The following is a 23,955-nucleotide window of genomic DNA, read 5'->3' as shown; positions in this document are numbered from 1 at the left end:
TATGGACATTGTAAAAAAAATGAACATATACGACATATTAAAGCAACGGATTGTAATTTTAGATGGTGCAATGGGCACAATGATTCAACGCCATCATTTAGAAGAAGCTGATTTCAGAAATGAGGCTTTGGCTAATCATGCACATCCATTAAAGGGTAATAACGATTTACTTTCTATTACCCGTCCGGAAATTATTAAAGATATTCATCGTTTGTATTTTGAAGCGGGTGCTGATATTGTTGAAACCAATACTTTTAGTGGAACTACTATTGCACAAGCTGATTACCACTTGGAGCATTTGGTAGATGATATTAATTACTACTCGGCAAAATTAGCCAAAGAAGTGGCTGATGAAATGACGGCTAAAGAACCGCACAAACCAAGGTTTGTAGCTGGTGCAATGGGGCCAACTAACAGAACTTTATCTATCAGTCCTGATGTAAATGACCCTGGTTATAGAGCTACTACTTTTGATGAATTGGTAAAAGCCTATAAACAACAAGCCTTTAAGTTAATTGAAGGTGGAGTTGATATTTTATTGATTGAAACCATTTTTGATACTTTAAATGCCAAGGCTGCATTGTATGCGGTGGATGAAGTATTTGAAGAATTGGGTAAACATTACCCGGTTATGATTTCCGGAACTATTACTGATGCCTCCGGAAGAACCTTATCTGGTCAAACAACGGAAGCCTTTTTAATTAGTATGCAACATGCTCCTTTAATGAGCATCGGACTAAACTGTGCTTTAGGGGCAAGTGCATTAAGGCCGTATTTACAAGTTATGGCTGCACATTCACCATTTTTTGTAAGTGCTTATCCAAATGCAGGCCTGCCAAATGAGTTTGGACAGTATGATGAAAGCCCTGCTGCTATGGCTAAACAGGTAGAAGAGTTTTGTAAAGAAGGATTGGTGAATATTTTGGGTGGCTGTTGCGGAACTACTCCTGACCATATAAAAGCTATTGCTGATATGGCTGCTAAGTATGAACCGAGAGCGCTTATGCCTCTGGCTGCTGGCAACTAGCCTTTGGCAAGATAACAATAAAATAAGTGACAGTTGCTGAAGGCCAGAAGCTAGCTGCTATAAATATGAGAGACTTTAAAAAATACGATATCTGGAATGATAGTATGAAATTGGTAAAGCAGGTTTATCAATTTTCAGAAACATTACCAAAAGAAGAAAAGTTTGGATTGGTTTCTCAGATGTGTAGAGCAACGATTTCTATTCCGTCAAACATTGCAGAAGGAACAAGTAGAAACAGTGATGCTGAATTTAAACGATTTTTAGAAATAGCAATTGGTTCATCTTTTGAATTAGAAACCCAATTGTTGTTGTGTGCAGAATTAGGCTTTACAAAAGAAGAAACGACAACTTCTTTAATAGAAGAAATAAATAAAGTTCAAAAGCAGATAAATAATTTGATTTTGAAAATTAGACAAGACTATAAATAAATTGCCACAGGCTTCTTACCTCTAGCAGTCCAGCTAGTTGCCAGAAGCCAGTGGCCAGCAGCAAAAAATAAATGAACAAAGATTATACATTACGCCTTTCAGGCCTTGAGCCATTAGTAATTACTAAGGAAACCAATTTTGTAAACGTAGGTGAAAGAACCAATGTTACAGGTTCGAAAATGTTTTTACGCCTTATCCGTGAAGGAAACTTTGAAGAGGCTTTAGCTGTTGCCCGTCAGCAGGTAGAAGGTGGTGCTCAAATTATTGATATCAATATGGATGAGGGGATGATAGATGGAACAGAATCCATGGTTAAATTCTTGAATTTAATTGCGTCTGAGCCTGATATTTCAAGAGTGCCTATTATGATTGATTCATCGAAATGGGAAATTATAGAAGCTGGTTTAAAATGCGTGCAAGGTAAATGCGTTGTAAATTCTATTTCGCTTAAGGGTGGAGAGGAAGAGTTTATACGCCAGGCCAGAATTGTAAAACGTTTTGGTGCTGCTGTTATTGTAATGCTTTTTGATGAACAAGGACAAGCGGATAATTATGAACGTAGAATTGAGATTGCTGAAAGAGCCTATAGGGTTTTAACGGAAATAGTTCATTTCCCTGCAGGCGATATTATTTTTGATCCAAACATTTTTCCTGTGGCTACGGGTATGGAAGAGCATAGAAAAAATGCATTGGATTTCTTTAAAGGAACTAAATGGATTAAAGACAATTTACCGGGTGCTAAAATTAGTGGTGGTGTTTCCAATGTTTCCTTCTCGTTTAGAGGAAACGATAAAGTGCGTGAAGCTATGCACTCTGCCTTTTTATTCCATGCCATTAACAATGGAATGGATATGGGTATTGTTAATCCAAGCCAATTGGAAGTTTACGACCAGATAGATAAAGAATTATTAGAGCATGTAGAAGATGTTTTGTTGGATAGAAGAGATGATGCAACAGAACGTTTATTGGAACTAGCCGAACGCGTAAAAGGAAAAGGAAAAGAAAGTGTAGTTGATGATGAATGGCGTAAAGGCACGGTGGAAGAGCGATTAAGCCATGCTTTAATAAAAGGGATTGTTGAGTTTGTAGAAGCAGATACAGAAGAAGCCAGATTGGGTTATGATAAACCTTTACATGTAATTGAAGGGCCATTAATGGCGGGTATGAATATAGTGGGTGACTTATTTGGTGCCGGAAAAATGTTTTTACCACAGGTAGTTAAAAGTGCACGTGTAATGAAAAAAGCGGTTGCTGTTTTAATGCCTTATATGGAAGAGGAAAAACGTAAGAATGGTAACATGACCACCAACCAGGGTAAAATATTAATGGCTACGGTGAAGGGTGATGTGCATGATATTGGTAAAAACATTGTAGGTGTAGTATTGGCTTGTAACAATTACGAAATAATTGATATTGGTGTAATGGTGCCTGCTGATAAAATTTTAGAAGTTGCCGTTAGAGAAAAGGTGGATGTAATTGGTTTGAGTGGATTGATTACACCTAGTTTAGATGAAATGGTATATGTAGCCAAAGAGATGGAACGTTTAGGCATGAATATTCCTTTGTTAATTGGTGGAGCTACAACCAGTAGAGCACATACTGCAGTTAAAATAGACCCTGTTTATAGTGGCCCTGTGGTACATGTGTTGGATGCCAGTAAGAGTGTGCCGGTGGCAGCAAGTTTAATCAGCCCTGATCAGCGTGTGGCATCTGAAAAGAAATTTAAAGACGAATACGAACAGTTTAGAATTGATTACAAGAACCGTAAAAAGGATAAAAATTTTGTAGACTTAGCTAAAGCAAGAGCCAATAAAATACCTGTGAGTTTTGACAATATAGTAACACCTCAATTTTTAGGAACTAAGGTATTTGATAATTTTCCATTGGAAGAATTACGCCAACGTATAGACTGGACGCCTTTCTTTTTAACATGGGAATTAGTGGGTCGTTACCCTACTATTTTCGATGATAAAATAGTAGGAGTAGAAGCCAAAAAATTATTTGATGATGCTAACAAAATGTTAGATAAAGTAATCAATGAAAAATTGTTAACGGCTCGTGGGGTAATTGGTTTTTATGAAGCCAATGCTGTTGGTGATGATGTAATAATAACTGACAAAGGGCAACCAACAACCTTCAGCTTTTTACGTCAACAAAATGAAAAAGCGGCTGACCAACCTTACTTATGTTTAGCTGATTTTGTGGCTCCTAAAGAAAGCGGTAAGCAAGACTACTTAGGTATGTTTGCTGTTACAGCAGGTATTGGTATTGAGCCACTGGTTGAAGCTTACGAAAAAGACCATGACGATTATAATAGTATTATGATAAAAGCCATCGCTGATAGGTTGGCAGAAGCTTTTGCCGAAAAAATGCATGAGTTGGTAAGAACAGAATATTGGGGTTTTGCTGCGGGTGAACAATTAACAGATGATGAAATTATCCGCGAAAAATACAATAGTATTCGCCCGGCACCGGGTTATCCTGCTTGTCCTGACCATACTGAAAAACGCAAGTTGTTCGATATTTTGCAAGCGGAATTAAATGCAGGTATTGTACTTACGGAGAACTTTGCTATGTATCCGGCATCGGCAGTAAGTGGTTTTTATTTTGCCAATGAAGCCAGTAAATATTTTGCGGTAGGTAAAATTCAAAAAGACCAAGTTGAAGAATACGCTAAGCGTAAAAATGTAAGTATTGATTACGTAGAGAAATGGTTATCGCCAAACTTAGGATACGATGATTAGTTGATGGTTAGTAGACCATAGACAAAAGTGAATTGAGAAGAAACAATCATTATCCGCTGTTTTCTATAGCTATGAGAATTATCCAACAAGATAAAAATATAAGTCAATCTTCTAAAAGTGCAATACCTTAAAGTAGCATTTATGTGAATAGGAAGCCCAGTTATTGTTGGTTAAGATGGGGGGAGTAATACAGAACAATGGTTAAATAAAATATGAGTATCAAGCAAGTTTGGGTCAAGAGCCAATTTTCTATTTCCCTTTGCGGCTAATTAAATTCAATAATGTATCTAATTTATCGGTTGATACTGATACTTGGTGATGTTTATTTACCAATGCATAACCACCATCATTTCTTACATATTCAGTTATATAATTGATATTAACTATAAACGATTTATGACTTCTGAAAAAGAAAGCAGTATCGGCTAAAATATCCTCATAAGTTTTAAGGCTTTTACTTGCCAAAATTTCGGTTTCATCGTTTAAAATAATGCGTGTATAAGCACCATCGGCTTTAAAAAACAATATTTCGTTTATATCAATAAATTTTATGGATCCAGTAGTATAAATAGCTAATTTCCTTTGTTGTGTGATGTTTGATAAGTTATCTTTTAAAATACCAAAATTTTGTTTGTGATTTTGTTTTCTAAAACGTTCGAGTGCAGTCTCTAAATCAGCAATCTCTATCGGCTTTAACAAATAATCAACGGCCGAAAACTTAAATGCTTGAATGGCATATTGGTTATAAGCTGTTGTGAAAATTACTGAAAAATTAACCTCCTCATCGTTAAAAAACTCCAATAACTCCAAACCGCTATGTCCAGGCATTTCTATATCTAAAAACACTAAATCAGGATTGAGTTTTCGTATTGCTTTTACACCAGTTGGTAAATCTTTACAGCTTTCTACAATGGTTATATCTTTACAATATTCATTAAGCATGCCTTCCAATAAGGTGCGGGCCATTTTTTCATCATCTATAATTACAGCTTTGTACATGTATTAGTTTTAAGTTAGGGGTATGGTTAGTGTTACGGTAGTTCCTGTTGCATTTCCAATTTCGTTATAATTATCGGTAATAATTACGGCTACAGGTTTGTTTTTACTTTGATTTAAAATTTCTAAACGCTTTTTATTAGCTTGGGTAGAAAAAGACTGATGCTTACTATCTTTTATTTTATTCAATTGTTCAGAACGTTTTCTGCCTACTCCATTATCGTTAATAGTTACCATCAAATTATTTTCAATACAATCAAATAAAACAGATAAGTTTTTCTTTCCATCCTTGTGAAGCAGTCCATGTTTGATGGCATTTTCTACATATGGCTGTACCAACATGGGAGGTATTTTATCCATTTCTTTATCTAAGTCTACACTTATTTTTATCTCAAAGTAAAAGTCGTCTTCAAAACGCATTTGTTCCAAGGCTAGGTATAAATTAAGTGCTTCTATTTCTTCGCCTATGGTTATGGTTTCTTTTTCGCTCATTTCAAGTATCATACGTGTTAGTTTCGAAAACTTTGACAGGTAATTATTTGCATTTTTTTTATCATTTATAAAAATGTACGACTGGATGGTATTAAGTGCATTGTAAAAAAAATGGGGATTCATTTGCGACTTGATGGAAGTTAATTTTGATTTATTTAACTCATTTTCCAAAGCCATTTTTTCGGTTATTAGTTTATTCTTTTTTACTAATAAACTAATTTGCCATTTATAATAGCCTAGTCCTGATATAGTTAAAATGGAAACTATTAATAACAAAAACCACCATTGTAACCAAAAAGGTTTGTTAATTTTAAATTTTACAACAACATTAGTAAGTACGGTATTATTAACTTTAAACTGAATGGTATAATTACCTGGCGAAAGCGAGGCAAACTGAAGAGAACGCATATTAGGCATGGTATTAACCCAGTTTTCGTTGTTTATTTTGTAAGCAATATTTTGGTGCTGAAATTGGGCATAATTAAGCAAAGCATAATTAATAATAATATTGTTTTCTTGGTACGAGAACGACTCGTTTATTGTGGCATACTGTTTTCCATTTACCTCATAGTTTTCTATTACAAAATTGGGCTTTACTTCAAGTTTATTTATTCCATTTACAGCTACACTTATTATATTATTATGTGTTAAAATATGAAGTTGATTTTGTTCAAGTATAAAGTCGTTTATTTCGCTTGTTTTAAGCTGTATTGATAACTGATAAATGGTTTTATGTATATTTTCAGTGTTTACAATTATAAATTTATCGTTACCCAAAATACACAAGTAATTACCAAAAGCTTTTATTTTTTTTACTTCTTTTATATCAATATTTGGCAGGCTATTAAGTGTATTAAATAAAGTATCGTTTGTGATGGTAATTAACTCGCCTTTAGTAGTTAGTGCCAATATGAACGATTTAAAAGCTATTAGCTTTGAAACAAAAACACTTTGATTGTTTTGCTTTATTTCAGTTTGATTATAAATGGTTTGCTTATGAAGTCCAATATTTGAACCACAGTAAATAGCATTTTGACTTGGACTATATGCCACAGTTTTGGCCCTAATACTACTAATAAAATCGGCCGCATCGCCATTCCCTTCTTTTAGTTTTTTATTGTAAAAATCATCCCATTTTGATGGAATATTTTTATTGGCATTTGGCGAAATAACCAAATTAGCGTAACCACTTGTGGCCAGTGCATAATATTTATGATCAATTTTTGCTATTGATTTTAAAGCAAAATCTTCATGTTTAATAAAACCAAACGGTTTTGAATTAAAAATACCAGTGCCAAAAGAAGATGTTAATAAAACATCTAAACTAGAATCGTAATAGGTGTAATAAATAGATGCATTACTAGGATTGGTAAATAGTTTTTTATGAGGTTCAAAATTATTATTTAATGCCACCACCTCATTATTTTGAGTAAAAAGTAAATACCCTCCCTTTGTTTTTTCAAATAAACTGGGTACATAATTTTCGATAGCAACAAATGTGGTTTGTAATGAAGGAATAATAAATATGCCTTTATTAACCGATGATACCCAATAATTATTATCTCTATCTTTTATAACACACGAAATACTTTGATTTTTAAAATAATGCTTAAATCCATTTTTACCAAATACATAAGCACCATTAGGAGCTAACACCCAATAATCATTATCAATTAAATGCAAATTTTGAATGAGTTTTGGCCCTCCTATTTTAGAAGTAGGTTGCAACTTACCATTTTCAATAAAATACAATTGTTCGTTTTCATTTTCTCGAGCAGTTAAAACCAAATTTTTATTGGTGGCATATATTTGATTGTTTTTTTCATTGCTTGCAATTTGTACCCGAGTAGCTTCTAATTTTAAATTAGAAGTAGTTTTATAAAGCACCTTATTGGCTGTAAAATAATAGTTGTTGTTAAAACAAGCTGTATTATTTATATCTTTAATAGCAGAAAAAAATGGTATTGTTTTAATTAATTGTAAGGTGTTTATATTGTAAACATCAATCCCTTTATATTGTAATAAAAACAAATAATTATTGGTTATTCCAAAAGCAAAAAAGCCAATTGGTTTATTTTGTTTTAAAGCATGTAGCGAATCATTTTCTATGTAATAACAGTAACCATCAAAATTTTGGTACCAAATTCTACCCAAAACATCTTCTTTTAAATTACTACCCGCTGCTGAGGTTTGATTGGTATTTTTGTAGGTTTTAAAATTATACCCATCGTACCTGCTTATGCCCTCTTGGCTTGCTATCCATATATAACCTTTTTTATCTTGTAAAATATTATATACATTATTTGATGGCAACCCTTTTGTATCGTTCAATACCGTAAAATACGGTTGTTGCGCATACATGGCAGTCGATAACATATATGCTAAAATAAATACTACTGCTTTCAATTACTTATTTTAATAGTTAACAAATATAATTTAAAACCAATGTTACTTATTATTTGGTTTACCAAACCATAAAAAACACCTATCAAATTGCCAATGTAGTTAATAAAGATACATTATAGTGGTTTAGATTATTTTGGAATCATTTATTTAAGAAATAATTATTTGTATCAAAATATTTAACTGGTTTTGGTAGTGTCACAGGTTCGATTTTTTTGGAAAAAGATTCTTTACACTAATTATACTACATCAACTCAATTGCCTTTTTCATTTTAAAAACATCTGGGTTTATAAACTGGCAAGTTTATAAATAAGTACTTCAATCATTTTTGAGCCATTAAATTACATCAAATAATGAAAAAAATACTATTATTATTTTATTGCTTTTGCACCATTTATGGATTGCAAGCACAAACACCCATTACCAATTGGGAGTATTCTATTGGCGATAATGGGGGAGTTGAACAAATTAAAACATCGTATTACGATGAAGCAGGAAACTTGTATGTGGCAGGCCATTTTTATGGAACAGTAGATTTAGACCACGGAACGGGTGCATACTTACTAACTGCAGCAGGAAGTTACGATGCTTTTGTGGCCAAATACAATTCATTTGGGCAAATTTTATGGGCAGTACGTTTGGGAGGATCCATGGCCGAATCGGTTAATCATTTATCGGTAGCAAATGGTTATGTATTTCTTACTGGGTTTTTTCAAGGAACCATGAATGTATATGCCCCTAATTTTACAGCACCTTTAACTTCAGTATCTAATTCGTTTGATATTTTCATAGTGCGATTAGGAACTGATGGTTTATTCTATTCGAATGGTGCTTTTAGAATTGGCATGGGTGGAAACGATGATGGAAAGTGTATCAAATCGGATGCCGCAGGAAATATATATTTAGCTGGATATTACTCAAGTCCGGGTAATACTACCAATGTTAATTTTAACTTACTTGGTGGCACCAATAATTTATTAGCTGCCGGTAGTGAAGATGGTTTTATCGTTAAATACAATAGCAATTTTGTACTACAATGGGTAAAATCGTATGGTGGAAGTTCCTTTAATGATGCTGTATTAACTATTGATATAGATAGTAACCAAAATGTGTATGCAGCTGGTTATTTCAATGGAACCAATGCTGGTTTTAATAACAGTATTTTCCTTACATCAGTAGGAGCTGCCGATGCTTTTATTTCAAAAATTGTAACTAATGGAAATACCATTTGGGCCAAACGAGTTGGCGGCAATAATGGTGATATTATAAATGCAATTAAACTTAATGGAAAAGGTGTAATTTATGCTGGTGGCAATTTTAATGGGACTGCTAATTTAAACCCAAATGGAACTGCACAAACTTTTGTTTCTGTTGGTGGCGATGCATTTATAAGTAAGCTAGATACCAACCAAGCAAGTGCAATATGGATAAAACAATTGGGAGGAAGTGGACTTGATCTTTTAGGAGCAATTGACTTAGACACATTAGGAAATGTATATACAGTAGGTTCATTTATTGGCAATGCTGAATTTCCTGTTGGCGTTTCAGCATCGGCATTAAATAGCGGAAGTTGGAAAGATATTTTTGTAAGTAAATTAAATACATTGGGAACTTTTGTTTGGTCTAAATCGCTCGGTACTATTTTAGAGGATGATGGCTACAGTGTTTCGGTTACTGCAAATGGAAACTATGCTTACATTACAGGAAGCAATCCTACATTTGGGCATGGTTATATGGCTAAAATTGGTGCTTGTGGCGAGTTAAAACCTATAAGCGGATTAGTGAAATTATGCACAAATAGCCAAAGAGTTTATAGTGTAGATTCTGTTTTTGGAGCTACTTCGTATGTTTGGTCATTGCCTTCAGGCTGGTCAGGTATATCTAACACACGCACCATTATAGTTACTCCTAGCACCAATAGCGGAAATATTACCGTAAATGCCATTACTGCTTGTGGAGTTGGTTTTTCTCGCTCATTAAGTATTAACTATGGAACTACCAATTTAGATAATAACTTAGTTAGGTATTGGCTTGCAAATGCAAATGATAACAATAAAGATATTAAAAACAACTTTGGTTTAACTTTAGTAAACACCGTTAAAGATACTGCAATGCACGGAACCGTTAATGGGGCTTATCGCATTTCAAATAATACTGGTTTTATTCAATTACAACCAACAGCAAATTTACCAACTGGAGCCACTTCTATTTCATTATGGTATTATTACCAAAGTAATGGCGGGAGTAATAATGTAATTTTAGGTAGTAATGGAACAGCTTTACCAGCTTCACATCCAATCTTGTTAACTGATAATGCTTCGGCTACTTTGTTTCCATGGTCTAATACGGGGGTACCAATAGGAAGTGGTGTTCCCATAGCCCAAAATACTTGGCATCATATTGTATTAACGCGTAATGGAGCCAATTTTACTTTTTATGTAAATGGTGTTTTGGCATACAGTGGCAATAATCTATCCGCTTCTAATTTTGATAGAATTGGAAACAACCGTCCTGGCACTGAAATACAAGGAGCTACTGGTAAATTTGATGATATAAAAATTTACAACACCATTATTACCGAAGCTCAAGTTAAATCGCTGTACGACTTTGGAAGCATTAAATCTGTAGATTTATTGGCATCAGGTTGTAAAAATAAAACCATTTCATTTCAAGCCTTATCAAGTAATAGCAATGCAACTTACGCATGGAAGTTGAATGGAACCACTGTAGGAAGCAGTTTACCAACATTTGTTAAAACAGCTGCATTGACTGATACAGCTATTTCTATAACCATAAATAGCCAATGTTTTGAAGAAACTATTTCTAAAATTTTTAAAATTAATAGTGCCGATAGTGTAAATATAGTTAGTACTGATTGTGGAATTAAAGTTGGCAATAAAACATATATTGTTTCTGGCAATTATATTGATACTTTAGTTAATCAATTTGGATGTGATAGTATTGTGTATTTAAACCTAACAGTAAGTATTAACCAACTTACCAATTTAAGCAATAATTTAATTAGATATTGGACCTTAAATGCACAAGATTCAGCCAAAGATTTAACTGGAAATTTTGTATTGAATAAAACATCTGGAATATTATTTACCAACGATAGATTTGGGAATCAAAATTCAGCCCAATTTATACCTACAGCACCTAGCCAACAAATGACACCAGTTGTAAACATTCCAGCCGATAATATTACCATATCATTTTGGTATCAATTTACATCGTCAAGTTCAACTAATACAAGGGGGTTGCTAACCAATTCGTTAGGAACTAATGCAGGTTATTACTTGTATGCCGATGCCAATGGAAATTTATTATCAAATAACAATTTTGGAACAAGTGCAAGTACCAATTTTCAATTCCAAACTAATAATTGGTATCATTTAACTTTTTCATTAGACAGTTTAGGGGTTGCCAAAATATATGTAAATGGCGAACATAAACTAACCAATAACAATATGAGTTTAACGGGTATAGTTAGAATTGGGCGTGGCGTTGGAAGTTCAAATACACCAGGGGTGGGTAGTTACGATGATATTAAGGTTTATAATACTGTTCTTTCTGATGCTGATATTGCTAAAATTTATGATAGACCAAGCATTATCAGTCGTCCGTTTTTGACTAATTTTTGTCAAAACAATTCAGCCAATTTTGCTTATAAAGTAAGCGGTTCAAACAACTCTTCTTATCAGTTTTTAAAAAATAATGTAAGCGTAAGTAACGATACCTCTTATTTAGCTAATAATTTAGCTGCAACTGATACTTTGATTACTTTTAAAGTTTATTCAAAATGTGGTTTTGAGGAGTTTAATACTCGTTTAAATATTCAACCTTCTAATATTATTAAAACCGATTCGTTTTGTGGTAGTTATACTTACAATAATAAAACCTACACAAACGCGGGAACCTATTACGACACCATAGCCAATTTAAACGGATGTATTGTAAATGTGCAATTGAATTTAACTTTTAAAGCTGGGGTAAATTTAAGTAGTAATTTAACCCATCATTTTACATTAAACAATACTGAAAACACCAATTTAGTAAACTCATTAGCGGGTATAACAATATCTGCCACAGCAGCATCAGTTGTAGGTCGAAGCAATATTGCAGCCACAGGTCGTGCTATTAATGCGGTAGCACAAAGTATGCAAATAGCTAGTTTACCTAACAGCAATTTAACAGTATCATTATGGTATCAGCGAACCACAAATAGTTATACTGGTGCAAGAACTATAATTGGTAATACACAAGCCAATGGCAATATTGCTAAAATGGTTTATACGTCATCAACCGGAGCCGTGTTTTTAGGTAATAGTACTACTACAGTTGGTGTTCCAACAGGTTTTACGCTTAACACAGGTGTTTGGTATCATATAGTTTACCATGTAGCGAGTAATGGCGATGCAAAATTTTATATTAACGGAAATTTAGTAAGTAGTATAACAGGATTGCCATTAAATACCATTGCACTAATTGGCAATAGAAACGATGGAAACGAACCAGGCATTGGAAACTACGATGATATTAAAATTTATAACAAAATTTTATCAGCCGATGAAATTTCTAAATTATACAATATGCCTTCATTAATTGCTATACCTTCTCTTATACAAGTATGCGAAGGTAGTAGCACACTTATTACTTATCACTTTAGTGGAAATGCAGGAAGTACATATCAATACAAAAAAAATGGAGTAACTTTATCTACCGATTCATTTTTACTACTAAATAATACCAACTTAAACGATACTTTATTTGAGTTTACAGTTAATAACAGTTGCGGCTTTGAACAATATACAGCCAAAGTAACTGTTGCCCCTGCTGCTGGTGTTGGACAAGGTTTAGCTTATAGCAAAATTACCAATAGAATTACTGCCACAACAAGTTTTACTAGATACAAATTATTTAGAAATGGAATTATTATAGATTCTAGTAATACAACTGGTAATATTAATTTCTTAACTACTTTATGTGGAAATTATGTGGCACATTATAGTAATACAGGTTCTGCTAATTGCCCCGCAGTTTCGCCTGTTCTAAAAATAAATTTAGATACCGTTATCCTAAATACTAAAATATGTGCTGGTAAAATTTATGTGTTTGGAAGCCAACAATTAACTACTGCAGGAACCTACTATAGAACAACTACTAGCGTAAATGGTTGCGATAGTATTATAAAACTAAATTTAACACTAGCCAATGCAAGTTCGGCTATTATTAATAGGGTTGGTTGTGGCAGTTTAGTAATTTATAACAAAACCTATACACAAACTGGTCAATATAAAGACACACTAATTAATACTGCTGGCTGCGATAGTATTATAACTTTAAACTTAACCATTAATAATGGCACACCTGCTATTAATAATATTGTTCAATCAGCTTGTAACAATTTTGTTTTAAATGGAAAAACTTACACCAGCACCGGCATTTACCGTGATACCTTGTTTGCTGCAAGTGCTACTGGTTGCGATAGTATTTTGGTTCTTGATTTAACCATTCAAAAAAATGGCTCTATTCAAAATATATCTGCTTGCAAAAGTTATGTAATAAAAGGAGTAACTATTACACAAAGTGGCACATATCGTGATACTTTAACCAATATGGCAGGTTGCGACAGTATTGTGGTTTATAACTTAAACATAACTACGGTAAACAAAACAGTAGCCAAGAATGTAAATACCTTAACTGCATCTGCTACAAATGCCATATACCAATGGATAAATTGTACTACCAGTTTGCCAATAGCCAATGCTAATATGCAAAGTTATACGCCAACGGTTTCAGGCAGTTACAAAGTAATAATTACTCAAAATGGTTGTATTGATACCTCTTCTTGTACCAGTGTAACAATTATTAATTGCAATTTACAGTTAACTCATAGTGTACTTAATCCAACCGACACCAGTCGTTGTAAACAAGTTAGGGTAAATATAGCTAATGGTGCATTGCCAATTGCTTTAAAATTAACTTGGAGTTCAAATACTATAGGAACAAACCTGAACATAACCGATTCAGCTTATACCTTTACCAATGTATGCCCTGAAACGTATAAATTGGTGGTAACTGATAATAACGGCTGTAAGGATTCAACTAGTTTTATTATAAACGAACCACAAGTTAGTGTGAATGATATGTATGTTTTGAAGTTTATTGTTTATCCTAACCCAGCAAGTAATGTTTTATTTATTAGTGGTTTAGGGAAAGGGGCTTTAGTGAGTATCACTGATTTAACTGGACGAACTGTTTATAATGAACAAACAACAAATTCAAATACCGAACTAAACACTATAACCTGGAAAGATGGTTTATATATGATTCAAGTAACCAATAATGGGAAAACGACTATCCAAAAATTGATTATAGTTAAGTAATATGATTAATTAATCAAAAGCAGTAAAGTAATTTATAATGAGAACAGCCGGCAATTTCAATATTGTCGGCTGTTTGTATTTATTAGCTGTTTGGTTTTATTTAATAAAAAGGCAATAATTACATAGTTTAATTGCTCACTATATTTTTATATTTGAAGGACGACATATAAACATAAACAATATAACATGAAAAGAACAGCAACAGCCTTTTGGCAAGGAACGGGAAAAGAAGGTCAAGGACATTTAACTACCCAAAGTAATGTTTTAAATAAAACGCAATATTCATTCAATACACGTTTTGCAGATGGAATTGGTACCAATCCGGAAGAGTTAATAGCAGCGGCTCATGCAGGTTGTTTTACTATGAAGTTAAGCTTTAATTTAAGCGGAGCTTCATTTGTACCAACCAGTTTAGAAACCAATTGTGCTATTACTTTTGAGGATGGAACGATTAAAGAATCGCATTTAACTTTAAAAGCTGTAGTTGATGGAATAAGCGCTGAACAGTTTGCTGAACTGGTTGCTGATGCAGAGAAAAATTGCCCGATTAGTAAGTTGTTAAATACAACCATTAGTGTAGAGTACACACTTAACTAGTAACTAATTTTACCTTATCAAAAGCACTTCTTTCTTCCATAGAAATGAAGTGCTTTTTTTATTTTATTTTTTTACCCCAGTTAACAGGAAAGTTAAACCCAGCCTCCACCATAAAGGTATATGATGTAAAATAATGTGTTGCCCTGCCAACAGCGTCAGCGCCCAATTCGGTACTTAAATAGTCGGCAAATGCAAACTGAAACGAAGGTTGAATAAACACGTATTTATATAAACTTAAACGAGAGCAAAGACTGGTTCCTATTACATAGCCATGTATTCTGAATCTGCCTGAATTGTGATTACCTAAAATGGTAGAAATAGAATAGGATACCAAAGGCCCTGCACCTACCTTACCCGATAAATCAAGGCTTATATTTTTACTGGTATAAAGAATACGTCTTTTAACCAAGTTAAGCATTAAATAGTTGTTTCCGTTGGTGTGTTGTAAATGGATAAAATCAGGTGTAACAAAAGTGTCTTTGTCTATTTGGTTGCCTCTTATCTGTCCTTTAATATGCATAGTAGCATTGTCGTTTACTACATATTTAAGATGGTCCCAGCTTAGCTCAATACCCAAATCATGGTTATCATGAAACATATAACCAATGTGTAGGTTGTATTGAGGAATAGTTAAATCGTTATTTAAAAAATCATTAAGACCATCATTAAAACCGGCTTTGTCGTGTGCGGGAGCATTTACCAAAACAAAATCGTAATTATCGGTTTCTGTATTTTTAAAATGAATATCGCTGTTTGAATAAGCTTCTCTGTTGTAGCCCCAGCTTATGTAAAACATTCCCTTGCTATTAAAAATGGTATTTTTTTGTGCTATACTGTTTAGTGTTAGGATAAAAACAGAAGCAACAAAAAATAATAATCTGGCCATGGCTTATAATTAATTTATGATTTTGGGGTGCGAATGTAAAAGTATTCTAATTATAAAAGGACTAATTTATAGCAGCTTTGTAGCTGAGTAAAAGTTATTAAATAAGTGTTTTGTTATTTTTTATTTGTGCCGGCAAGCTTAATTTGCCACGCTTAGTTTTAATTATAAAATGGGTAAGAGTAAGGCAATTCAACTGTTTTACGCTTTTGCTACAATGAAAAAAGTACTATATATAGCCTATTATTGGCCACCCGCGGGTGGAATTGGCATTGTGCGCAATATGAAATTTATAAAATATTGTCGTCAGTTTGGATGGGAGCCTGTTGTATATGCACCCTTAAATGCCAGTTACCCCATTGTAGATGCAAGTACAGAAAAGGATTTTCCGGAAAATGTAGCCATCATACGCAGACCTATATTTGAACCATACAGCTTTTTTAATAAACTAAAAGGGAAAGCCAAAACCGAAAAGGTAAAGGATGTTTTTTTAAATAAAGATTCAAGTCATTCCTTATCACATAAATTAGGTATTTGGTTAAGGGCTAATTTCTTTATTCCAGATGCACGTGCTTTCTGGATAAAACCATCTATTCAATATTTAAAAGAGTATATTAAGCAAAACCCTGTTGATGCTATTATTTCCTATGGTCCGCCACACTCTATGCATATAATTGCCATGGAGCTGCAAAAGGCGTTTGATATTCCCTGGATTAGCGACTGGCAAGACCCTTGGAGCGAAATAGATTATTTTACTAAGTTTCCGATGACTAAAATGGCAGAACAAAAGCATTTACGTTTGGAGAAGGAAGTAATTACCAAGGCCGATAAACTAGTAATGGTAAGTAAAAACTGGTGTAAGGATTTAGAAAAATTAAGCAATCGTACTGTCGATTATATTCCGTTTGGGTATGATAATGATGATTTTGCAAATATACCCACACAACATAATCCGTATTTTACCATAAGCCATTTTGGAACTTTTGGCGTGGATAGAAACCCAAATATGTTATGGCAGGCTTTGAGTGAATTGAGTAATGAAATAAAAGGTTTTGCAGCTAAACTTAAATTGCATATTGCTGGCTACGTGGCTCATGATGTATTGGAAGCAATCCGTAGGTATGGATTACAAAACAACCTGAATTATCAAGAGCAAATTCCAAAAAACGATTTGTTTAAGTATTATGTAAGCAGCAGCGTACAATTGGTATTAATCAATGTGCCTGATGAGGGAATTCCATATAACAACAAAGGGCGTATTCCTGCAAAATTATTTGAGTGTGTTCGCTCATTAAAGCCTATTTTAGTAATAGGTCCGGAAGATGGCGATGTAGCCAATATAGTAGCTGAAACACAAACAGGTGTTACCTGCAATTATACAGATGTAGGTAAAATGAAAACCATTATTAAGCAATGGTATAGTGATTGGGAGCAAAATATACCCAGTACAAACCCGGTTAATATTGAACAATTCAGCTACGAAAAACTAACCCAAAAATTCACTGCTTTGTTGGATGAAATAAGCCAATAAAACTACTTTTAATTGCCAATAATGACGAGTATTATTGCAGTTCAATAAGTATTTAAGTAATAATGGACATAAAAGTTAGGGATTTAAATTTTGAACCTTTTATCAGCGAGCATTTAATTCAGGCAAGAATAGTAGAGCTTGCCAATAAACTTACGGTGGATTACCATGATAAAAATCCGTTGTTTGTTTCGGTTTTAAATGGCTCATTTATGTTTACTTCAGACTTAATGAAGGCGTTTCTTTCGCCCTGCCAGGTTACTTTTGTTAAGTTAACAAGCTATCAGGGTATGGAAAGTACCGGTATAGTTAAAAGTTTAATAGGCTTGCAGGACGATATTAAAGGAAGACATGTTGTTTTGATTGAAGATATAATTGACAGTGGTTATACCATTAAAAATATAATAGACGAAATAAAACTTAAAGAGCCTGCCAGTGTAAAAGTACTTAGTTTATTGCTTAAACCAACGGCACTTAAAATACCTTTAGAGCCGGATTATGTTGGCTTTGAAATAGAGAATAAATTTGTGGTTGGTTATGGTTTAGATTATGATGGATATGGTCGTAATTTGAATCAACTTTATATACTAAAATAACAAGTGAGTGTAAGTTTACCAGAAGCTTTTATTAGCAATATGCAACAATTGCTTGGCAACGACTACGATGCCTTTCATACTGGTTTTTTTAACGAAGTACAAGCCTCAGTACGTTTAAATACACATAAAGTTAGCGATGCTTTTACACATGAAGAGTCTGTTGCATGGAGCCCGCAAGGTAAATTATTAACCGATAAACCTTCCTTTATTGCTGATCCACTTTTTCATGCAGGAGCCTATTATGTGCAAGAAAGCAGTAGCCAGTTTTTATGCCATGTAATGAAACAATTATTGGCAAACAAAACCAATCAGCGCGTACTTGATTTATGTGCTGCTCCTGGTGCAAAATCTACTTTAATAGCAAGCCTGTTAGATGAAAACTCTTTATTGGTGGCTAATGAAATAATAAAAAGCAGGGTTAAAGTTTTAGAAGAGAATATAGTGCGTTGGGGGTTACCCAATGTATTAGTGGCCCATAACGATCCAGCTGATTTTGCTAAAACATACCAATACTTTGACATCATAGCTGTAGATGCGCCATGCAGTAACGAAGGAATGTTCAAGAAAAATAAAACAGCTATTGAAGAGTGGACACTGAACAATGTGAATATTTGCCAAGCACGTCAGCGAAAAATTATTAGCAATATATACGATGCCTTGAAACCGGGTGGATTTTTAGTGTATTCAACCTGTACTTTTAATAAGCAGGAAAATGAAGACAATGTGCTTTGGATGCAATCAACGTTACACTTAAAAAGTGTACCTGTTCAAGTAGATTCGACTTGGCCTATTGAAGGATTTATGGAACATACCTATCGTTTTTGGCCTCATAAAATAAAAGGTGAAGGAATGTTTTTAGCCGTATTGCAAAAACCTGTTGACTCTGCCAAAGAACACCGTTTTCCTTATACCCATAAACAGGATAAAAAAATAAATTCAGAAGAAATGGCTTTATACCTGAATCATTTAGAAGATTTTGATTTAAGTATAGAGCAAGATGAAATAATAGCTATACAGAAAAAATTTGCTGCGGAAATAAGTTATCTGAACCACGTTTTGAACTTGAAAAAAAGAGGCATTACAGTTGGTACACTGGCTAAAAACGGAAGCCTAGTGCCTGATCATCATTTATCGCAAAGTATTTTAATTAATAAAAATGTACCAAGTGTGGAGCTTAGTTTAACACAAGCGCAACAGTTTTTACAAAAACAAAATATAACAGTACCGAGTGACCAATTAGGATGGCACTTAGTAACCTATAATACGCTTAACTTAGGTTGGATAAAAATTTTAGCCAATAGGGTAAACAACTATTTACCTAACGAATTGCGTATTTTAAAAACATTATAAAACAACAACATGCAAAGCAATAAACTACACAGACCTCTTGTAAACGAAGTGGTAAATAATTTGAACGTTATATTTAACCAAAACAAATATGCCGACAGAGTAATAGAGCGCAGTCTGCGTAACAACCATACATGGGGCTCACGCGATAGAGCGTTTATAGCAGAAAACACGTATGATATTGTTAGATGGATTAGATTATACCAATATTGTTTAACAGGTTACGAGGCTATGAAGCCTTTAAAGCAAAACCAGTTTTTTGCTGTTTTAGCTATTCATTTTATGTTAAAGAATGTTGAGTTGCCAAACTGGCCGGAGTTTGATGGTATCAATTATAAATTGGTCATGCAACGTAAGTATGAAGCATTGAAAATAAGAAAAATTAAATGCTCTATTCCAGATTGGTTAGATGAAATGGGCGAAAAAGAATTAGGTGATGGTTGGGAGCAAGAGATGAATGCTTTGAACGAAGTAGCACCATTTGTTATTCGTACCAATACTTTAGCTACTAACAAAGGTAAACTGATAAAAGATTTAGCTGCTTTAAAAGTAGAAGCCGTGTCTATAGATGGTTATGATGATGCTTTAAAAATAATCAATAAAACTAATTTGTTTAAGTCTGAACTATTTCAAAACGGACATTTTGAAGTACAAGATGCATCAAGCCAATTGGTAGCGGCATTTATGCAATTAGAGCCCGGTATGAAAGTAATAGATGCTTGTGCCGGTGCAGGTGGAAAAACATTACACATAGCTTCGCTAATGCAAAACAAAGGCAAAATAGTAAGCATGGATGTGGAGGACTATAAACTAACCGAACTCAAAAAACGTGCACGCAGAGCCAATGTAAACAATGTGGAAACGCGATTAATTGAAGGCGAAAATGTAATTAAAGAATTAGCTAACTATGCGGATAGGTTATTGATAGATGCTCCTTGCAGCGGCTTAGGTGTTATTAAACGCAACCCCGATGCTAAGTGGAAATTACAACCTGCATTTATTGAAAACATAAAAGCTACTCAAGCACAAATTTTGGAGCAGTACCAAACTATGCTAAAAGTAGGAGGTAAAATGGCTTATGTTACTTGTAGTATTATGCCAAGTGAAAATGCCAGCCAAGTACAACACTTTTTAAGCAACCATCCTAATTTTATATTGGTTGACGAAAAAATTGTATTGCCATCAGCCACAGGATTTGATGGTTTTTATATGGCTTTATTAGAGAAGCAAAAATAAAATTACTTTTTCAGGCTGTTAATCCATGCTGCAATTTTAAGGGCTTCTTCTTTCGGTACATTGGGTAGCCCTATCATGGGAGTTGGGTAATCAGGCCAGTTGCTTGGATTAGGCTTGTATATTAACTCCACAATTTGCTCATCGGTATAATTACGTTGAGCAATTTCTTTGTAAGCAGGGCCAACAATTCTATCGTTGGCATCATGGCAGCTTAAACAAGTGTTTTTACTCAATAAGTCATTAATGTCGTCAGGTACAACCACTGCTTCACTGCTAGGTGCTGTACTGGTTTGTTCAGTAGTAGTTTCCGTATTGTTTTGTTCATTGCCCGAAGAGCAAGCCAATATTGATAAAATAATACTTAACGATAAGGTACTAATGATTAACTTTTTCATGGTCTAACTCTGTTTTACCCATCAAAATTATTTAAAATAAAGTACTTAACAAATGAGTTAATTCAAGTTTAGATTTGATAAAAGTATGGTTTACACCCTGGCCCATTCTTTGGTTTCAAAGTTATATTGTTTAATAACCCTTGCCGGATTTCCAACAGCAATAGAGTAAGGAGGAATACTTTTTGTAACTACAGCCCCTGCCGCAACTACACAGTGTTTTCCAATAGTAACGCCCGCAGTAATAACAGCATTGGCTCCAATCCAACTATCGTCTTCTACTATAATTTTAGCGGTGCTTGTTGGTTGTTTGCAAATGGGTGTATTAATGTCTTCATAACCATGATTCAATCCACTTATAACAATATTTTGAGCAAAAATAACATTGTTGCCAATTTGCACGGGTCCTATTACCACATTGCTCATACCTATTCTAACTCCTGAACCAATTATAACATCACCTACGCCATTATTAACGGTACAAAAATCTTCGATAGTAGAGTTGTTACCCAATTCAAATTTATTAAAAGGCAATACATCAATACGCGTTCTATACTTAATAGAAGCACCTTTTCCTTTTTTATGAATAAATGGATTTACAAACCATTTTACCCATGTACGAGGTCTGGCTTGATGACGTGGTATAAGCATCCAATGAACAAATTTTTTCAAATTAGGATTGCTTTTAATAGTACTTACTATTGACATAGGTATTATGGTGTGGTTTAAATTTTATGTAGTGTTACTTACTTTTATCAACGGCTAAAATAGCTTTGTATATTTCGGCAACACTGTTTTCCCAAGTATGTGAACGGGCAAATTTAATTCTATCTTCTTGTTTTTGTTGGTTATTTTCTTGTAGCGCTTTTTCAATAAGCACTATATAGTCTTCTTTGGTTTTGCCTAAGTAAGTATGGTCTTTAAAAATTTCCATAGCTTTGGTTTCAGTAGCAACAGTGGGTTTACCCATAGCCAGGTACTCATCTATTTTTCTGGGATAATTACCAATGGTTACTTCATTTAATATTTGCGGGTTAATGGCTACATCAAATTTAGCTAAGTAAGCTGGTAACTCCTGACTATCTTTTAAACCTAAAAAATGTACGTTGCTTAATTGGTGTAAAGGCGATTGTTTAAAAGCATCGTCTTCAGGGCCAATAAGTACTATACTCCAAGCAGGTTTTGTTTTAGCTATATGTTCAATTAATTCAAGGTCTAAACGTAATTGATACAAAGCACCAATATAACCAATAATAGGCCCTTTAATATTTTCAATATCATTGGGCACATGGTGTATTTTTGTTAAATCAAAAGCTTCCGTTTCACATCCCTGCCCAACATAAAAACTTTGTTTGTTATGTGCTCTTGCTACATCAGCTAAGTACGTTGAATTGGCAGTAACTACAGTGCTTTTAGCCATTATCTCTGGCTCCAATATGTGGCCATGTTTATACCAGTAAGGAACACTCATTAAGTTATCGCGTGTATAATATACGCTTAAATCAGGCTTTAATAATTCAGGTAAATAATAACTCCTGAACATATCACTATCGTTAAATAAAATATAGTTTTTAAAACCCAATTTATCAATGGCTATTTTTATCTGATCAGCAAAACGATTGTTGTTAATTTTATTAATCCATTTAAATAAAAAAGTGAATGGAATAAAGTTAGCACTTTCTAAAATGCATTTAGGAAAAAGTTGAAATAAATGGTCGTTTATCTGGAATAAATTTTCTTTGTCATTTTGTATTATATCAATCCGTTTTGCGATTAATGGATTATTCATTTCTCTCTTAATACTGATTCTGTCTAGTGGATAATTAACATATAATACCCTGTTATGCTTAGCAAATTCCATTGCAATGTTTTTACAATTACTACCTATCTCATTATCCCATGGTTGGAGGCCAACCACTATAATATCCCTATCTTTTACTAGCATAATTCTACAATTGAACTTTCTACAAGTTTATCAATATGTTCTGTAAAATCAATTATTAAATAGCCGTTTTTAAAAAAATAGACACTAATACATTCAGTGTAAATAACTGTAAAACTATATTATCTGCTATTCAATTTACTTTGATGCAATAAATGTTCGGCAAAATAACCAATGAGTAAACTGATGAAAAGTTTGTATAAATTAATTGTAGCCTTATTACTTTTTGCAACGCAGTTAAATGTTAGTGCACAAGCAACCAGGGATAGTGTGATCGATCCTATGATAGATATTGAGGAAATACTTCCTCCACTGGATTCATTGATAGAAATTGGCTTGAGAAATAATCCGTTGCAACGCCTAGAAGCAGCGCAGGCGGACGCTTACAGGTGGAATATACACTACGTGAAAAAAATATGGACACAAGGAATAGGCGTATTTTTTAACTATTCACAAGGTGATTTACCCTATTTCGTAGGTCAGTTACAGTCAGGTCCTGCGGCACCATTTACTACTATTTATGATGGATACAGAACAGGTATTGATATTCGCTTATCAGCTTTTGATTATTTAGGATACAAGGGAAGAGTGAACCAAGCCAAAGCACAATTGATGGTTGCTAAGCATAAAAAGGATGTGGAAGCTTTAATATATAAGCAAGGAGTTGTGGATATGTATACCAATATGATTGGTTGGCAGAAAATATTTAAGGCACGTAATGAAGATTTGTTTGTACAACAAATAGCTTGTGCAGTAGCCGAAAAAGAATTTAAAGAAGGCACCATACATATTTCTGAATACGCACGTCAAAAAAATATTTTGGCTATTGCCATTGCGGCAAAAGAAGATTCAGAAAAGTATTACATCAATTTTTACGAGCGTTTGCAAGTAATGGTGAATGTAAAGCTGGCTACTTTGAAAAGAAAATAGAATTGAACAAAATAATTTATAAAA

The 23,955-nt window shown here is 33.7% G+C and carries 16 protein-coding genes; 10 read left to right on the top strand and 6 right to left on the bottom strand.

All coding sequences use genetic code 11. The features are described from left to right. The first annotated feature begins 19 nt into the window (after positions 1 to 19). The 3 genes from V4538_11040 to metH all read left to right on the top strand — a co-directional run bounded on the left by V4538_11040 (position 20) and on the right by metH (position 4,199). Positions 20 to 1,027, top strand: a complete 1,008-nt coding sequence (locus tag V4538_11040; protein ID MES2381568.1) for a homocysteine S-methyltransferase family protein — start codon at positions 20 to 22, stop codon at positions 1,025 to 1,027. A gap of 26 nt (positions 1,028 to 1,053) precedes the next feature. Then, positions 1,054 to 1,455 (top strand): four helix bundle protein, encoded by a 402-nt coding sequence (locus tag V4538_11035; protein MES2381567.1) that lies wholly within the window; start codon positions 1,054 to 1,056, stop codon positions 1,453 to 1,455. 71 nt (positions 1,456 to 1,526) lie between these two features. Then, positions 1,527 to 4,199, top strand: a complete 2,673-nt coding sequence (gene metH / locus V4538_11030) for a methionine synthase (GenBank protein ID MES2381566.1) — start codon at positions 1,527 to 1,529, stop codon at positions 4,197 to 4,199. Positions 4,200 to 4,448: 249 nt separating this feature from the next. Here the strand turns inward: metH and V4538_11025 are convergent, their stop codons facing one another. Both V4538_11025 and V4538_11020 read right to left on the bottom strand, forming a co-directional pair. Continuing rightward, on the bottom strand, positions 4,449 to 5,198 hold the full coding sequence (locus tag V4538_11025; protein ID MES2381565.1) for a LytTR family DNA-binding domain-containing protein: 750 nt from the start codon (positions 5,196 to 5,198) through the stop codon (positions 4,449 to 4,451). 9 nt (positions 5,199 to 5,207) lie between these two features. Then, complete coding sequence (locus V4538_11020; protein MES2381564.1) at positions 5,208 to 8,093, bottom strand: histidine kinase; 2,886 nt, start codon at positions 8,091 to 8,093, stop codon at positions 5,208 to 5,210. A 351-nt stretch (positions 8,094 to 8,444) separates the two neighbouring features. Here V4538_11020 and V4538_11015 point away from each other — a divergent pair, with 351 nt between their 5' ends. Both V4538_11015 and V4538_11010 read left to right on the top strand, forming a co-directional pair. Further along, positions 8,445 to 14,480, top strand: coding sequence for a LamG-like jellyroll fold domain-containing protein (locus V4538_11015; GenBank protein MES2381563.1), 6,036 nt, complete (start codon positions 8,445 to 8,447; stop codon positions 14,478 to 14,480). A 186-nt stretch (positions 14,481 to 14,666) separates the two neighbouring features. Next, positions 14,667 to 15,077, top strand: coding sequence for an OsmC family protein (locus tag V4538_11010; GenBank protein MES2381562.1), 411 nt, complete (start codon positions 14,667 to 14,669; stop codon positions 15,075 to 15,077). A gap of 58 nt (positions 15,078 to 15,135) precedes the next feature. Here the strand turns inward: V4538_11010 and V4538_11005 are convergent, their stop codons facing one another. Further along, positions 15,136 to 15,963 (bottom strand): hypothetical protein, encoded by an 828-nt coding sequence (locus V4538_11005; protein ID MES2381561.1) that lies wholly within the window; start codon positions 15,961 to 15,963, stop codon positions 15,136 to 15,138. A gap of 214 nt (positions 15,964 to 16,177) precedes the next feature. Between V4538_11005 and V4538_11000 the strand changes: the two genes are divergently transcribed. The 4 genes from V4538_11000 (at position 16,178) to V4538_10985 (ending at position 20,667) form a co-directional block, all read left to right on the top strand. After that, positions 16,178 to 17,491 (top strand): glycosyl transferase family 1, encoded by a 1,314-nt coding sequence (locus tag V4538_11000; GenBank protein ID MES2381560.1) that lies wholly within the window; start codon positions 16,178 to 16,180, stop codon positions 17,489 to 17,491. Between the two features lie 62 nt (positions 17,492 to 17,553). Further along, positions 17,554 to 18,084 (top strand): hypoxanthine phosphoribosyltransferase, encoded by a 531-nt coding sequence (gene hpt / locus V4538_10995; protein ID MES2381559.1) that lies wholly within the window; start codon positions 17,554 to 17,556, stop codon positions 18,082 to 18,084. A 3-nt stretch (positions 18,085 to 18,087) separates the two neighbouring features. Continuing rightward, positions 18,088 to 19,434, top strand: coding sequence for a methyltransferase domain-containing protein (locus V4538_10990; GenBank protein ID MES2381558.1), 1,347 nt, complete (start codon positions 18,088 to 18,090; stop codon positions 19,432 to 19,434). Positions 19,435 to 19,443: 9 nt separating this feature from the next. After that, positions 19,444 to 20,667 carry an RsmB/NOP family class I SAM-dependent RNA methyltransferase gene (locus V4538_10985; protein ID MES2381557.1) on the top strand — a complete coding sequence of 408 codons (1,224 nt, stop codon included), beginning with the start codon at positions 19,444 to 19,446 and terminating at the stop codon, positions 20,665 to 20,667. 2 nt (positions 20,668 to 20,669) lie between these two features. Here the strand turns inward: V4538_10985 and V4538_10980 are convergent, their stop codons facing one another. The 3 genes from V4538_10980 to V4538_10970 all read right to left on the bottom strand — a co-directional run bounded on the left by V4538_10980 (position 20,670) and on the right by V4538_10970 (position 23,004). After that, the gene (locus tag V4538_10980) at positions 20,670 to 21,062 is read right to left on the bottom strand and encodes a c-type cytochrome (GenBank protein ID MES2381556.1); all 393 of its coding nucleotides are present in this window, start codon (positions 21,060 to 21,062) and stop codon (positions 20,670 to 20,672) included. A gap of 90 nt (positions 21,063 to 21,152) precedes the next feature. Further along, positions 21,153 to 21,767: an acyltransferase gene (locus V4538_10975; protein ID MES2381555.1), complete on the bottom strand. Its 615-nt coding sequence runs from the start codon at positions 21,765 to 21,767 to the stop codon at positions 21,153 to 21,155. 34 nt (positions 21,768 to 21,801) lie between these two features. Continuing rightward, positions 21,802 to 23,004 (bottom strand): glycosyltransferase, encoded by a 1,203-nt coding sequence (locus tag V4538_10970; GenBank protein MES2381554.1) that lies wholly within the window; start codon positions 23,002 to 23,004, stop codon positions 21,802 to 21,804. A 171-nt stretch (positions 23,005 to 23,175) separates the two neighbouring features. Between V4538_10970 and V4538_10965 the strand changes: the two genes are divergently transcribed. Further along, a complete protein-coding gene (locus V4538_10965) occupies positions 23,176 to 23,931 on the top strand; it encodes a TolC family protein (GenBank protein ID MES2381553.1) in 756 nt (251 codons plus the stop codon). Positions 23,932 to 23,955: the final 24 nt, after the last annotated feature.

Source organism: Bacteroidota bacterium (assembly GCA_040388375.1).
Lineage (GTDB): Bacteria > Bacteroidota > Bacteroidia > UKL13-3 > UKL13-3 > JAAFJM01.
Note: the sequence above shows the minus strand (reverse complement) of the source record. Positions and strands in the feature narration are given on the sequence as shown.

Excerpts from the sequence above, each read along its gene's own strand:
- V4538_11040 (MES2381568.1), top strand. The coding sequence starts at position 20 with ATGAACATATACGACATATTAAAGCAACGGATTGTAATTTTAGATGGT.
- metH (MES2381566.1), top strand. The coding sequence starts at position 1,527 with ATGAACAAAGATTATACATTACGCCTTTCAGGCCTTGAGCCATTAGTA.
- V4538_11025 (MES2381565.1), bottom strand. The coding sequence starts at position 5,198 with ATGTACAAAGCTGTAATTATAGATGATGAAAAAATGGCCCGCACCTTA.
- V4538_11015 (MES2381563.1), top strand. The coding sequence starts at position 8,445 with ATGAAAAAAATACTATTATTATTTTATTGCTTTTGCACCATTTATGGA.
- V4538_11010 (MES2381562.1), top strand. The coding sequence starts at position 14,667 with ATGAAAAGAACAGCAACAGCCTTTTGGCAAGGAACGGGAAAAGAAGGT.
- V4538_11005 (MES2381561.1), bottom strand. The coding sequence starts at position 15,963 with ATGGCCAGATTATTATTTTTTGTTGCTTCTGTTTTTATCCTAACACTA.
- V4538_11000 (MES2381560.1), top strand. The coding sequence starts at position 16,178 with ATGAAAAAAGTACTATATATAGCCTATTATTGGCCACCCGCGGGTGGA.
- hpt (MES2381559.1), top strand. The coding sequence starts at position 17,554 with ATGGACATAAAAGTTAGGGATTTAAATTTTGAACCTTTTATCAGCGAG.
- V4538_10985 (MES2381557.1), top strand. The coding sequence starts at position 19,444 with ATGCAAAGCAATAAACTACACAGACCTCTTGTAAACGAAGTGGTAAAT.
- V4538_10980 (MES2381556.1), bottom strand. The coding sequence starts at position 21,062 with ATGAAAAAGTTAATCATTAGTACCTTATCGTTAAGTATTATTTTATCA.
- V4538_10975 (MES2381555.1), bottom strand. The coding sequence starts at position 21,767 with ATGTCAATAGTAAGTACTATTAAAAGCAATCCTAATTTGAAAAAATTT.
- V4538_10970 (MES2381554.1), bottom strand. The coding sequence starts at position 23,004 with ATGCTAGTAAAAGATAGGGATATTATAGTGGTTGGCCTCCAACCATGG.
- V4538_10965 (MES2381553.1), top strand. The coding sequence starts at position 23,176 with ATGAGTAAACTGATGAAAAGTTTGTATAAATTAATTGTAGCCTTATTA.